General features: G+C 59.1%; 13 protein-coding genes. 8 read left to right on the top strand and 5 right to left on the bottom strand.

Annotation, left to right across the window (positions count from 1 at the left end):
• Nucleotides 1-82: 82 nt before the first annotated feature.
• Genes fepC through fepD form a run of 3 tightly spaced genes read right to left on the bottom strand, consistent with a single transcriptional unit; the run spans nucleotide 83 to nucleotide 2873 of the window.
• Entirely contained in the window at nucleotides 83-883 is an 801-nt protein-coding gene (gene fepC / locus AAEY27_RS15885; protein WP_342321673.1) for an iron-enterobactin ABC transporter ATP-binding protein, read from the bottom strand.
• Nucleotides 880-1872 (bottom strand): iron-enterobactin ABC transporter permease, encoded by a 993-nt coding sequence (gene fepG / locus AAEY27_RS15880; protein ID WP_342321671.1) that lies wholly within the window; start codon nucleotides 1870-1872, stop codon nucleotides 880-882. The genes fepC and fepG overlap by 4 nt, the downstream gene beginning before the upstream one ends.
• Entirely contained in the window at nucleotides 1869-2873 is a 1005-nt protein-coding gene (gene fepD / locus AAEY27_RS15875) for a Fe(3+)-siderophore ABC transporter permease (RefSeq protein ID WP_342321669.1), read from the bottom strand. The genes fepG and fepD overlap by 4 nt, the downstream gene beginning before the upstream one ends.
• 113 nt (nucleotides 2874-2986) lie before the next feature.
• Here fepD and entS point away from each other — a divergent pair, with 113 nt between their 5' ends.
• Nucleotides 2987-4222 (top strand): enterobactin transporter EntS, encoded by a 1236-nt coding sequence (gene entS, locus AAEY27_RS15870; protein ID WP_342321668.1) that lies wholly within the window; start codon nucleotides 2987-2989, stop codon nucleotides 4220-4222.
• Nucleotides 4223-4265: 43 nt separating this feature from the next.
• Here the strand turns inward: entS and fepB are convergent, their stop codons facing one another.
• Nucleotides 4266-5192 (bottom strand): Fe2+-enterobactin ABC transporter substrate-binding protein, encoded by a 927-nt coding sequence (gene fepB / locus AAEY27_RS15865; RefSeq protein ID WP_425294683.1) that lies wholly within the window; start codon nucleotides 5190-5192, stop codon nucleotides 4266-4268.
• Nucleotides 5193-5411: 219 nt separating this feature from the next.
• Here fepB and entC point away from each other — a divergent pair, with 219 nt between their 5' ends.
• The 7 genes from entC to AAEY27_RS15830 all read left to right on the top strand — a co-directional run bounded on the left by entC (nucleotide 5412) and on the right by AAEY27_RS15830 (nucleotide 12731).
• On the top strand, nucleotides 5412-6587 hold the full coding sequence (gene entC / locus AAEY27_RS15860; RefSeq protein ID WP_342321664.1) for an isochorismate synthase EntC: 1176 nt from the start codon (nucleotides 5412-5414) through the stop codon (nucleotides 6585-6587).
• A 9-nt stretch (nucleotides 6588-6596) separates the two neighbouring features.
• On the top strand, nucleotides 6597-8207 hold the full coding sequence (gene entE / locus AAEY27_RS15855) for a (2,3-dihydroxybenzoyl)adenylate synthase EntE (protein WP_342321663.1): 1611 nt from the start codon (nucleotides 6597-6599) through the stop codon (nucleotides 8205-8207).
• Nucleotides 8208-8217: 10 nt separating this feature from the next.
• A complete protein-coding gene (locus tag AAEY27_RS15850) occupies nucleotides 8218-9069 on the top strand; it encodes an isochorismatase (protein WP_342321662.1) in 852 nt (283 codons plus the stop codon).
• Entirely contained in the window at nucleotides 9069-9824 is a 756-nt protein-coding gene (entA, locus tag AAEY27_RS15845; protein WP_342321661.1) for a 2,3-dihydro-2,3-dihydroxybenzoate dehydrogenase EntA, read from the top strand. The genes AAEY27_RS15850 and entA overlap by 1 nt, the downstream gene beginning before the upstream one ends.
• The gene (gene entH / locus AAEY27_RS15840) at nucleotides 9825-10238 is read left to right on the top strand and encodes a proofreading thioesterase EntH (RefSeq protein WP_342321659.1); all 414 of its coding nucleotides are present in this window, start codon (nucleotides 9825-9827) and stop codon (nucleotides 10236-10238) included.
• Nucleotides 10239-10407: 169 nt separating this feature from the next.
• Nucleotides 10408-12513, top strand: a complete 2106-nt coding sequence (gene cstA / locus AAEY27_RS15835; RefSeq protein ID WP_342321657.1) for a pyruvate/proton symporter CstA — start codon at nucleotides 10408-10410, stop codon at nucleotides 12511-12513.
• 20 nt (nucleotides 12514-12533) lie between these two features.
• A complete protein-coding gene (locus AAEY27_RS15830) occupies nucleotides 12534-12731 on the top strand; it encodes a YbdD/YjiX family protein (RefSeq protein WP_000460621.1) in 198 nt (65 codons plus the stop codon).
• A 49-nt stretch (nucleotides 12732-12780) separates the two neighbouring features.
• Here AAEY27_RS15830 and AAEY27_RS15825 read toward each other — a convergent pair whose 3' ends face one another.
• The gene (locus AAEY27_RS15825) at nucleotides 12781-13524 is read right to left on the bottom strand and encodes an SDR family NAD(P)-dependent oxidoreductase (RefSeq protein ID WP_342321656.1); all 744 of its coding nucleotides are present in this window, start codon (nucleotides 13522-13524) and stop codon (nucleotides 12781-12783) included.
• Nucleotides 13525-13559: the final 35 nt, after the last annotated feature.

Below are 13559 nucleotides of genomic sequence, written 5' to 3'. Positions count from 1 at the left end.
CCATCCGGCGAATGGCCAAATGCGGCTTCGATCGCCGGATGGCGCGTAAAACGCTTATCCGGCCTACGAATTACGAACCGGGTTACGCACCGCTGCGCCCTAACGGCACTACCAACGGGGTATGCGCCACCGGGTCGTCGATGATCATGCAGCGCAATCCATACACCGCTTCGATCAACTCGGCGGTGACAATCTCTTTCGGCGCGCCTTGCGCCACAATCTTGCCGTCGCGCAGCGCAATCAAATGCGTGGCGTAGCGGCAGGCCTGGTTCAAATCATGCAACACCGCCGCCAGCGTATAACCCTGCTCGCGGTTGAGTTCGCTCAGAAGCTCCAGCAGATCGATCTGATAGCTGATATCCAGCCAGGTCGTCGGCTCGTCGAGCAGCATAATCGCCGTTTCCTGCGCCAGCACCATCGCGATCCACGCCCGCTGGCGTTGCCCGCCGGAGAGCGTATCGACGCTCTGGTTCGCCAGGCTTTCCACGCCAGTGGCTTTCATCGCCCGTTTTACTGCCTCGTCATCCTCTTTGCGCCAGCGGGTAAACAGCGGCTGATGCGGATAACGCCCGCGCGCCACCAGCTCCTGCACGGTGATATCGCCCGGCGTGGTGGCATTTTGCGCCAGCAAACCAATACGCCGCGCCACCTCTTTGCTGGCGAAGCGCTGAATCTGCTCGCCATCCAGATAAACATGCCCCTGCGACGGGGGCATCAGGCGGCTCAACGTGCGTAACAGCGTCGATTTTCCGCAGCCGTTGGGGCCGATAATCGCGGTGAAATGGCCGTCGGGAATGGTAACGCTCAACTGCTCAGCGACAATTTTTTTGCCGTAGCCGAGGGTTAACGCTTCGCCGCGCAAACGGCAGGATGAATCGGTCATTTCTTGCGAGACTCCTGAATTAACAAGGCGATAAGGTAAATACCGCCGAGGCTGACGGTCACCACGCCGACCGGCAACTGATAAGGCGTAAATCCTTGCTGGGCAATCATATCCGCCAGCAGCAACAACAACGCGCCGCACAGCGCCGACTGGGTTAGCCCCCAACGCGCCGTGGCGCTCACCCGCCGCGCAATATGCGGCGCAACCAGCGCGATAAACGAAATCGGCCCGGCGAGCGCGGTGGCCGCCGCCGTGAGTGACACCGCCACCAGCATCAACATTAAGCGCGAGCGCTCAACGCTGACGCCCAGCGCGCAGGCACTGTCATCGCCCATCTCCAGCAGCCTCATACGGCGGGCCAGCAGTGCGGCAAACACCAGCATCAACAAAATAATCGGCACGGCAGGCATGGTTTTCGCCCAGGTCAGGCCGTTGAGCGAACCGGCATTCCATAACCCGGCGCTCAGCGCTGTTTCCAGCGACGCTTTCAATAACAGCCAGGTGTTGAACGCTACCAGCATGGCGCGCACGCCAATGCCGACAATAATCAGGCGGAAGGTTTCAATCCCGTTGCGCCAGGCGAGCAACCAAACCACCAGCGACGTGAGAATGCCGCCCGCCATCGCCGCCAGCGCAATGGCCGTTAAATGCTGACCAAACAGCACCATCGCCACCAGCACGCCGCTCCACGCCCCGGTGTTGAAGCCCATCACATCCGGGCTGCCTAACGGGTTGCGCATTAACGACTGGAAAATCGCGCCGCTGACGCCAAGCGCCGCACCGATCAGTAACGCCATTAGCACACGCGGCAGACGCCACTCCATTACCACCAGGTGCATTGCGCGCGGCGCATTGCCGGTCAATGCATTAATAACTTGTGAAAACTCCAGCGTGACCGCGCCGCTGCGCAAACTCCAGACCGCCAGCAACAACGCGATGAGCACCATCAACAGGCAACTGCCGAGCAAGCGGCGGGACGGGGCCATCATAAGCCACCTCCGCGCGCGCGGCGCACCAGCATGATCAACACCGGCGCGCCGATAAAGGCGCTGACCACCGACACGCGCAGTTCGCCGGGCACAATCACGCGTCCGATAATATCGGCGAACAACAGCAGGGCAGGGGTGGCAATCAGCGTCACCGGCAGCGACCAACGGTGATCCGCACCGACCAGGCCACGCGCCAAATGCGGCATCATCAGGCCGATAAAGGCAATCGGGCCGACCACCGCCGTAGCGCTGCCGCACAGCACGGTAATCACCAATAAACCGAGCAGTTGAGTGCGCGCCACTTTACTGCCGAGCGCCGTGGCGGTATCGCTGCCAAGGCTCAGGCTGTTTAGCGAGCGGCTTAACATCAATGCGATACCTGCCGCCAGCAGCACCGGGATCAGCACCACATTCAGGGTTTGTAAGGTGCGAATATCCAGCGAACCGGCCTGCCAGAAACGCAATTGATCGTAGACGTCGGCATCCAGCAGCGAAATGCCGCTGGAGAGGCCGTCCAGCACTGCGGTGAGCGCAACGCCCGCCAGCGTCAGACGTACCGGGCTAAGTTGCCCGCCGCCCTGGCTACCGGTAAACGCCACCAATAACGAGGCCGCCAGCGCGCCGCAAAAAGCGAGCATTAATTGTTCGATGGGGGACGTCACGCCAAGCAGCGCCGCGCCGAGCACAATGGCAAAACTGGCGCCAGCGTTAACGCCCAAAAGACCGGGATCGGCCAGCGGATTGCGGGTCAGGGTTTGCATCAGCGCACCGGCAATGCCCAGCGCGCCGCCTGCGAGTAAACCCGCCAGCGTACGTGGCAGGCGGGCATCGCGGATGATGGTGCAATCCGCGCTCTGGCAGACGCCGGAAAGGGCGTCGATCACCACGGATGCAGGCATGGGTTTTGCGCCAATAAACATGCTGAGTGCAGCGGCGACAACAAGCAGTATCAATAATCCAGCGAGAATCAGTACCCGCGCCGGGGAAGCAGAAAACGACATAACACGTCCCAAACTTGATAATGATAGTAATTATCGTTATCGATCTTGTTTTGTTATGTTACCATGCGCGGCCTGAGAATGGACACAGAAAGTATGTATTACAAGGTGTTGTGATGAAGCAACAATCCTGGTTGTTGAACCTGAGCCTGCTGCGCACGCATCCGGCGTATCGCGCGGTGTTTTTGGCGCGTTTTATCTCGATTTTATCGCTGGGGTTATTGGGCGTTGCCGTGCCGGTGCAAATCCAGACGATGACCCACTCGAGCTGGCAAGTGGGCTTGGCGGTGACGCTGACTGGCGGGTCGATGTTTGTTGGCCTGATGCTCGGCGGCGTGCTGGCGGATCGTTTTGAACGTAAAAAATTAATTTTGCTGGCGCGTTCAACTTGCGGCGTGGGCTTTATTGGCCTGAGCCTGAACGCGTTGTTACCGGAACCTTCATTGGCGGCGATTTATCTTCTCGGCCTGTGGGACGGTTTCTTCGGCGCGCTTGGCGTTACGGCCTTGCTGGCGGCGACGCCCGCGTTGGTCGGGCGTGAAAATCTGATGCAGGCGGGCGCAATCACCATGCTCACCGTGCGCCTCGGCTCGGTGATTTCACCGCTGTGCGGCGGGCTGCTGTTAGCCTCTGGCGGCGTGGTGTGGAACTACGGGCTGGCGGCGGCGGGGACGTTTATCACGCTGCTGCCGTTACTCAGCCTGCCGGCGTTACCGCCACCGCCGCAACCTCGCGAACATCCCCTGAAATCGCTGATGACCGCGCTGCATTTTCTGCTGCGTAACCCGTTGATTGGCGGCATTGCGCTGCTCGGCGGATTGCTGACGATGGCCAGCGCTGTGCGCGTGTTATATCCGGCGCTGGCGATGGGCTGGAATATGTCGGCAGCCGAAATCGGTTTGCTGTATGCCGCGCTGCCGCTGGGTGCGGCAATCGGCGCGCTGACCAGCGGCAAGCTGGCGCAGAGCGAGCGTCCCGGCGTGATTATGCTGGTGACCAGCGTCGGCGCATTTATCGCCATCGGCCTGTTTAGTTTGATGCCCGTCTGGCCGCTCGGCGTGGTGTTTTTGGCGCTGTGCGGTTGGCTCACCGCCGTGAGTTCGCTGTTGCAATACACCCTGCTGCAAACCCAGACGCCGGAAGCGATGCTCGGGCGCATTAATGGTTTATGGACGGCGCAAAACGTGACGGGCGATGCCATCGGCGCGGCATTGTTAGGCGCGATGGGGTCGATAATGACGCCTGTCGCGTCGGCCAGTATCAGCGGGCTGGTGTTAGCGATGATTGGCGTGGTGCTGGTAGTCATGCTCGGCGAGCTGCGGCGTTTTCGCCAGATGCAGCCCGGCGCATGATGTTGTAGGCCGGATAAGCGCAGCGGCATCCGGCAGTAAATACTCAACCAAACAATTGGGACAACCGCTGCAACACGCGGGTCGCGCTGTAATAATCCAGGCGGAACGTTTCTGCGCCCAGGGCGTAAACCCGTTTGTTCTGCACAGCAGGAATGTGCGCCAGCAGCGGGTTTGCGTTGAGCGCATCGGCATCTTTTTGATCGCTGGCAAACAGGAACAACGCTTCGCCGTTTAGCCCGGCGGCCAGGCTTTCGCCGCCAAGCTGCACAATGTCATGACGTTTGCCCTGGCTTTGGCTGGCATGCAAATTGGCCGGCAGCGGCGCGAGGGCAAAGCCTAGCTGCTGCATCAATTTGCCTTGCGCGGAATCATCGGTCCACACGTTGGCACCGTGTGCCGCGGGCGTATACACCAACGCAGTGACCGGCTGCGGGGGCAACTTCATACGCGCTTTTGCCGTCGCAAGCTGTTGATTGAATTCGGTGATTCGTGCGGCTGCTTGTTTTTCATGGCCGGTGATTTCGCCTAACTGGGTTAACAGCGCCTGCCAGCTTTTGTCGTCGTAATTGATGACTAACGTCGGTGCGATGGTGGAAAGCTGGTCATACAACGCCAGCGCAGAATCGCCGCCGGTGGCGCTGATGAGGATCAAATCCGGCATTTGCGCGGCAACGGCTTCGGCATTTGGCTCGCCGATGTAAAGACGCGCAACGTTGCGTTGTTTGGCGATATCGCCCCATTGACGCAGAAAGCCCTGATCGTCGGCGAAACGGTTATTCGGCGTGGTGGCGCCGCTGGCGATCACCGGCGCGTCAATCGCCAGCAGCGATCCGGTCAGAGTTACGCTGGTGGATACAATGCGCAGCGGCTGGTTTTCCAGTTGGTGCGTACCGCGGCTGTCGGTGACCTGGCGAGGCCAGTCAGCCGCCCAGGCTGAGTTAAGTCCTAAAACCAAAATGCCCAATAACACTACGTGTTTATGGCACCAAAAAGGGAATTTCACGTGTCGAGTCCTGTTTCTGTTGAGGTTAATGCTTCTCATTTTCATCGTTGACCTAAGCAGATGCAAGTTTTAGCGATGCGGGAGGAGATTCTGCTGTTGACATCCACGGCAATAACTTTTTATCTTACCGCTCAAAACAAAAATGATAATCATTCTTAATTCACTTTATCATTGCCGGAGGATGATATGGATACGTCATTGGCTGAGGATCTCCAGCAGTCTGTGAAGACGCTGGCCGCTGACCAATTTTTCTTTATGTCGCCGTACCGCAGTTTCACCACCTCCGGGTGCGTTGCGCGTTTTTCTGAACCCGCCGCAGGCGGCGACGCGCAGGAAAGCGCGTTTCAGCAAAAACTGGCGCAAGCCTTTGCCGACGCAAAAGTGCAAGGCATCGCTAACCCGGTGATGGTCGGCGCCATCCCGTTCGACACCACGCAGCCGTCTGCGCTGTTTATCCCGCAAAGCTGGCAAACCTTTTCCCGCCCGGCGAAACAACGCTCTGCGCGCTACTTCAACAGCGGCGCGATGCCAAATGTGAAAGCGCAAAAAGAGATCCCAGGCCAGGACGCATTCATGCAGATGGTGGCGAAGGGCGCGGCAAAAACTGCGACGCCGGAAGTCGACAAAGTGGTGCTCTCGCGACTGATTGAGATTGCCACCGACAGCCCCATCGACAGCGGCGTGTTGCTGGAGCGCTTGATCGCCCAGAACCCCGCCAGTTTCAATTTCCACGTGCCGCTGCCAGATGGCGGCGCGCTGTTAGGCGCCAGCCCGGAACTGTTACTGCGCAAAGAGCAGGAGCATTTCAGTTCGCTGCCATTGGCCGGTTCCGCGCGTCGCCAGCCTGATGACATGCTCGATCGTGAAGCGGGCAATAAACTGCTGGCGTCCGCTAAAGATCGCCATGAACACGCGTTGGTTACGCAGGCGATGAAAACCGTGCTCGCACCGCGCAGCCAGTCACTGACATTGCCGGATTCGCCGCAACTGGTGACCACGCCGACGCTGTGGCACTTAGCCACGCCCATCGAAGGCACCGCGCTGGCGGGTGAAAACGCCTTAACACTCGCTTGCCTGTTACACCCGACGCCTGCGTTGAGCGGCTTCCCGCATGAGGTGGCGAAAAAATTGATCGCCGAACTGGAACCGTTCAATCGTGAATTGTTCGGCGGGATTGTCGGCTGGTGCGACGCCGAAGGAAACGGCGAATGGGTGGTCACCATTCGCTGTGCGCGGATCCACAACAACAACGTCCGCCTGTTTGCCGGCGCCGGCATTGTTCCTGCCTCTTCGCCGTTGGGCGAGTGGCGCGAAACCGGCGTCAAATTGACCACCATGTTGAACGCTTTTGGTTTGCACTAAGGAGTCTCAGTGACCATTCCTTTTAACCGCTGGCCGGAGGATTTCGCCCGGCGTTACCGTGAAAAGGGCTACTGGCAGGATTTGCCACTCAGCGATATTTTGACCCGCCATGCGCACAGCGAAACAGTTGCCGTTATCGACGGCGAGTGGGAATTGAGCTATCGCCAGTTGAACGCAGCTTCGGATAACCTGGCCTGCGCGTTGCAGTCGATGGGGATCCATCGCGGGGAAACCGCGCTGGTGCAACTGGGCAATGTGGCGGAGTTTTACATCACGCTCTTTGCGCTGCTCAAAATCGGCGTCGCGCCGGTTAACGCGCTGTTCAGCCATCAACGCAGCGAACTGAATGCCTATGCCACGCAGATCGAACCCGCGCTGCTGATTGCCGATCGCGAACACGCGCTGTTTGCCAATGACGATTTTCTTAACACCTTTGTCGCCGAACACACCTCGCTGCGCGTGACGTTGTTGCGCGGTGATAACGGCGAGCATGCGCTGGCAGAGGCGGTTTCGCGCCCGGCGGATAACTTTATCGCCACGCCGACGCCTGCCGATGAAGTGGCGTTTTTCCAGCTTTCCGGCGGCAGCACCGGCACGCCAAAGCTGATTCCGCGTACCCATAACGATTATCTGTACAGCATTGTGCGCAGTAACGAGATTTGCGAATTCAACGCGCAAACCCGCTACCTGTGCGCCTTGCCGGCGGCACACAACTACCCGATGAGTTCGCCAGGCGCGCTCGGCGTGTTTCTTGCCGAAGGCTGCGTGGTGCTGGCGGCGGATCCGAGCGCCACGCTCTGCTTCCCGCTGATTGAAAAACACCAAATCAATGTCACCGCGCTGGTTCCCCCGGCAGTCAGCCTGTGGTTACAGGCCATTACAGAGTGGGGCAGCAATGCGCAACTGGCTTCGCTGAAGCTGTTGCAAGTTGGCGGCGCGCGCTTGTCGGCCACGCTGGCGGCGCGTATTCCGGCGGATATTGGCTGCCAGTTGCAGCAGGTGTTTGGCATGGCGGAAGGGTTGGTGAACTACACCCGTCTGGATGACCCGATAGAGCGAATTATGAATACCCAGGGACGACCCATGAGCCCCGATGATGAAGTGTGGGTGGCGGATGAACACGGCAACGTGCTGCCGCCAGGCCACGTAGGCCGCCTGATGACGCGCGGGCCGTACACCTTCCGCGGCTACTTTAAAAGCCCGGAGCACAACGCCAGCGCCTTTGATGAAAACGGTTTTTACTGCTCCGGCGATCTGATTGCCATTGACGAGCAGGGTTACATCACCGTACAGGGGCGTGAAAAAGATCAGATCAACCGCGGGGGCGAAAAGATTGCCGCCGAGGAAATAGAAAACCTGCTGCTGCGCCATACGTCGGTGATCCACGCCGCGCTGGTCAGCATGGAAGACAGCCTGCTCGGCGAGAAAAGCTGCGCTTACCTGGTGGTGAAAGCGCCAGTGCGCGCGGTGGACATTCGCCGTTTCCTGCGCGAGCAGGGCGTCGCGGAATTCAAACTGCCGGATCGCGTGGAGTGTCTGGAAGCACTACCGCTGACCCCGGTCGGTAAAGTCGATAAGAAACAATTACGCCAGTGGTTGGCGCAACGCGCACCGGCGTAAAGGAGAAGAGATGGCAATCCCAAAATTACAGGGCTACGCGCTGCCTGGTGCGGCTGATATCCCGGAAAACAAAGTGAGCTGGCCGTTTGAACCCGCGCGCGCCGCGCTGCTGATTCATGATATGCAGGACTATTTTGTGAATTTCTGGGGCGATCACTGCCCGATGATGCAGCAAGTGGTGGCGAACATCGCCGCGCTGCGCACGTTCTGCAAGCAACGCAACATTCCGGTGTATTACACCGCGCAGCCGAAAGAGCAGAGCGATGAAGATCGCGCTTTGCTGAATGATATGTGGGGACCGGGTTTAACCCGGTCGCCGGAGCAGCAGAAAATTGTCGCCGAACTGGCGCCGGACGAAGCCGACACCGTGCTGGTGAAGTGGCGTTATAGCGCGTTTCACCGTTCGCCGCTGGAGCAGATGCTGAAAGAAACCGGGCGCAATCAACTGATCATCACCGGTGTGTATTCGCACATCGGCTGCATGACCACCGCCACCGATGCCTTCATGCGCGATATCAAGCCGTTTATGGTTGCCGATGCGCTGGCGGATTTCAGCCGTGAAGAGCATTTAATGTCGCTGAACTATGTCGCCGGGCGTTCCGGGCGCGTGGTACTGACGCAGGAATTGCTGCCGGTGCCGGGAAGTGTTGACGCGCTGCGCGCGCTGATCCTGCCGCTGCTGGATGAGTCCGACGAGCCAATGAATGACGAAAACTTGATCGATTACGGCCTGGATTCCGTGCGCATGATGGCGCTGGCTGCCCGCTGGCGCAAAGTGCACGGTGATATCGATTTTGTGATGCTGGCGAAAAACCCGACGATTGATGCCTGGTGGAAGCTGCTCTCCCGCGAGGTGAAATAATGGCGAGCCTGGATTTTACCGGCAAAATCGTCTGGGTGACCGGTGCCGGAAAAGGCATCGGTTACGCCACTGCGCTGGCCTTTGTCGAGGCGGGTGCACAGGTGATCGGTTTCGATCTGGCGTTTCGCGGCAATGATTACCCCTTCTCCTGTGAAGTGGTGGATATCGCCGATGCCGGGCAGGCCGCGGCAGTCTGCAAACGTCTACTGGCGCAGAGCGAGCGGCTGGACGTGCTGGTGAATGCCGCGGGCGTGCTGCATATGGGCGCGACCGACAACCTCACTGCTGAGGCGTGGCAAAACACCTTTTCCGTCAACGTTGGCGGCGCGTTTAACCTGTTCCAGCAGACCATGGCGCAGTTTCGCCGTCAGCAGGGCGGGGCGATTGTTACCGTCTGTTCGGACGCCGCGCACACGCCGCGCATCGGCATGAGCGCCTATGGCGCGTCGAAAGCGGCGCTGAAAAGCCTGGCGTTGACCGTCGGTCTGGAACTGGCCGCCAGCCATGTGCGCTGCAATATTGTTTCGCCAGGTTCCACCGACACCGATATGCAACGCACGCTTTGGGTCAGTGATGACGCTGAACAGCAGCGCATTCGCGGTTACGGCGAGCAGTTCAAGCTCGGCATTCCGCTGGGTAAAATCGCCCGTCCGCAGGAAGTGGCGAACACGGTTTTGTTCCTTTCCTCCGATCTCGCCAGCCATATCACTTTGCAAGACATCGTGGTGGATGGCGGTTCGACATTGGGGGCGTAAATGATCTGGAAACGGCATTTAACCCTCGATGAGCTGAATGCGACCAGCGATAACACGCTGGTTTCGCATCTGGCGATCACTTATACCCGCATCGGCGATGATTTTCTCGAAGCCGAAATGCCGGTCGATAGCCGCACGCATCAACCGTTTGGCCTGCTGCACGGTGGCGCGTCGGCGGCGCTGGCGGAGACGCTCGGATCGATGGCCAGCCATATGATGACCCGCGACGGGCAGTGCGTGGTCGGCACTGAACTGAACGCCAGCCACCATCGCCCGGTTTCTCAGGGCAAAGTGCGCGGCGTTTGCCAGCCGTTATACCTCGGTCGGCAGAGCCAAAGCTGGGAAATTGTGGTGTTTGACGAACAAGGTCGACGCTGCTGCACCTGCCGCCTGAGCACCGCCGTGCTGGGCTAACTTCTCGCCCTCTCCGCATCAGGAGAGGGCATTCTTGCGATCCCGTTAACACAATCGAGTAAATGCCTGGTTACAGGGCGAACTTCCTATGTTTCAAAGTTGTTAAGTCCGCAGAGTTGATATAGATACAAAATGTAACATCTCTCTGTCTCTCAAACGGATAACCGCTATGAACAACTCAGGGAAATACCTTATTTGGGGCGCGCTCTCACTTGTCGGCGCGTTTGCCCTTGGCTACATCGCATTGAATCGCGGCGAACAGATTAACGCTCTGTGGATTGTGGTCGCCGCCGTCTGTATTTACCTCATCGCTTACCGGTTTTATGGTCTCTACATCGCCAAAAATGTGCTGCAAGTTGACCCAACGCGCATGACTCCGGCGGTGCGGCACAACGACGGCCTTGATTATGTGCCGACGGATAAGAAAGTGCTGTTCGGTCACCATTTTGCCGCTATTGCCGGCGCAGGCCCGCTGGTAGGGCCGGTACTGGCGGCGCAGATGGGCTACCTGCCGGGGATGATCTGGATCCTCGCGGGCGTGGTGCTGGCCGGTGCGGTGCAGGATTTTATGGTGCTGTTTATCTCCACGCGCCGCGACGGGCGCTCCCTCGGCGAGATGGTCAAAGAAGAGATGGGGCCGACTGTCGGGGTGATCGCGCTGGTGGCGACCTTTATGATCATGGTGATCATTCTGGCGGTGCTGGCGATGATTGTCGTCAAAGCGCTGACCCACAGCCCGTGGGGAACTTACACCGTGGCGTTCACCATTCCGCTGGCGATTTTTATGGGCATCTACATTCGCTACCTGCGCCCTGGGCGCATTGGCGAAGTGTCGGTGATTGGCCTGGTGCTGCTGGTGTTCGCGATTATTTCCGGCGGCTGGGTCGCCGAAAGCCCGACGTGGGCACCGTGGTTTGATTTCACCGGCGTGCAACTGACGTGGATGCTGGTGGGTTATGGTTTTGTCGCGTCGGTATTGCCGGTGTGGCTGCTGCTTGCGCCGCGCGATTACCTCTCTACTTTCCTGAAAATCGGCACCATCATCGGGCTGGCGATCGGCATTCTGATCATGCGCCCGACGCTGACCATGCCCGCGCTGACCAAATTTGTCGACGGCACCGGGCCGGTGTGGACAGGCAACCTGTTCCCGTTCCTGTTTATCACCATTGCCTGCGGCGCGGTCTCTGGCTTCCATGCGCTGATTTCCTCCGGCACCACGCCGAAAATGCTCGCCAGCGAAGGCCAGGCCTGTTTTATCGGTTACGGTGGCATGTTGATGGAGTCGTTCGTGGCGATCATGGCGCTGGTGTCGGCATGCATTATCGATCCGGGCGTGTACTTCGCCATGAACAGCCCGATGGCGGTGTTAGCGCCGGCGGGCACCACCGATGTGGTGGCGTCAGCCGCGCAGGTGGTGAGCGGCTGGGGCTTTAGCATCACGCCGGACACGCTCAGACAGATTGCCGATGAAGTGGGTGAGCAGTCGATCATTTCCCGCGCGGGCGGAGCGCCAACCCTGGCGGTAGGTATGGCCTACATTCTGCACGGCGCGCTCGGCGGCATGATGGATGTCTCGTTCTGGTATCACTTCGCGATTCTGTTCGAGGCGCTGTTTATTCTGACGGCGGTCGATGCCGGAACCCGCGCGGCGCGCTTTATGTTGCAGGACTTGTTGGGGGTAATTTCCCCGAACCTGAAACGCACCGAATCGCTGCCCGCCAACCTGCTTTCCACCGCATTGTGCGTGCTGGCGTGGGGCTATTTCCTGCATCAGGGCGTGGTCGATCCGCTGGGCGGCATCAACACCTTGTGGCCGCTGTTCGGCATTGCCAACCAGATGTTGGCCGGTATGGCGTTAATGCTCTGCGCGGTGGTGCTGTTTAAGATGAAACGCCAGCGTTACGCGTGGGTGGCGTTAGTGCCAACGGCCTGGCTGCTGATCTGTACCTTGACCGCAGGCTGGCAAAAATCTTTCAGCCCGGACACCAAAGTTGGCTTCCTGGCGATTGCCAATAAGTTCCAGGCGATGATAGATAGCGGCAATATTCCGGCGCAGTATACCGAGTCGCAACTGACGCAACTGGTGTTCAACAACCGTCTTGATGCCGGGTTGACCATCTTCTTTATGGTCGTTGTGGTGGTGCTGGCATTCTACTCGCTGAAAACCGCGCTGGCGGCGTTGAAAGAGGACAAACCGACGGCAAAAGAGACGCCGTACCAGGAAATGCCGGACAACGTTGAGCAGATTGTCGGCCAGGCGAAGGGCGTTCATTAACCGATCACGCAGGAGCTTTTATGTTCGACACGCTTTCAAAAGCCGGGAAGTATTTAGGCCAGGCGGCGAAAATGATGATTGGCGTTCCGGATTACGACAACTATGTCGAGCATATGCGTGTCACGCATCCGGATCAGACGCCAATGACTTATGAGGAATTTTTCCGCGAGCGTCAGGATGCGCGCTACGGCGGAAAAGGCGGTGCACGCTGCTGTTAATTCTTGCGTGAGAAAGCGGCGCGGATGCGCCGCTTTTTTTGCCTGTTAATCAGGCGTTGGTGCCGCCATCCACCAGAATATCCGTGCCGGTAATATGCTTCGCCGCCGGGCTTGCGAGGAACGCGACCGCTTCGGCAATATCCTGCGCCTCGCCGTAATGCCCCAACGCGGTAAGCTGGCGCTGCGTTTCGGCGCCCGCGCCGTTTGCCGGGTTCATGTCGCTGTCGGTCGATCCTGGTTTTACCATATTCACGGTAATGCCGCGCGGCCCGAGATCGCGCGCCAGCCCGCGCGTCAACGAGTTCAACGCCGATTTGGTCATCGAATAAACGCTCACATTGTGCAGCGGCACGTGGTCAGAGAGGCTGCTGCCGATATTGATAATGCGCCCGCCATCCGGCAGATGCGCCAGCGCCGCCTGGGTGGAGAACACCACACCGCGAATGTTCACGTTGATCAGCGCGTCGATCTCCTCCTGCGACATCGCTTCCAGTTGCCCGTTATAGGCAATGCCCGCGTTATTCACCAAAATATCCAGCCCGCCAAGTTGTTCGACCGCTTGCTCAACGGCGCTGCGTGCAGCCTGCGGGTTCGCGCTATCGGCCTGAATGGCGATGCCATTACGCCCCAGAGTGCGAATTTCTTCGGCCACGGCCAGGGCTTTATCGGCCGATTTTTCCCAGGTGATGGCGACATCCGCCCCGGCGCGCGCCAGCGTCAATGCAATGGCTTTACCCAAGCCGCGACTTGCGCCGGTGACCAGCGCGCGTTTACCTGAAAGAGAGTGTGACATGAGGACTCCTGATTTATGTGTCGATTGATACATAA

This window comes from Kosakonia sp. BYX6 (assembly GCF_038449125.1).
Taxonomy (GTDB): Bacteria; Pseudomonadota; Gammaproteobacteria; order Enterobacterales; family Enterobacteriaceae; genus Kosakonia; species Kosakonia calanthes.
This window is presented reverse-complemented; position numbering and strand designations above follow the sequence as displayed.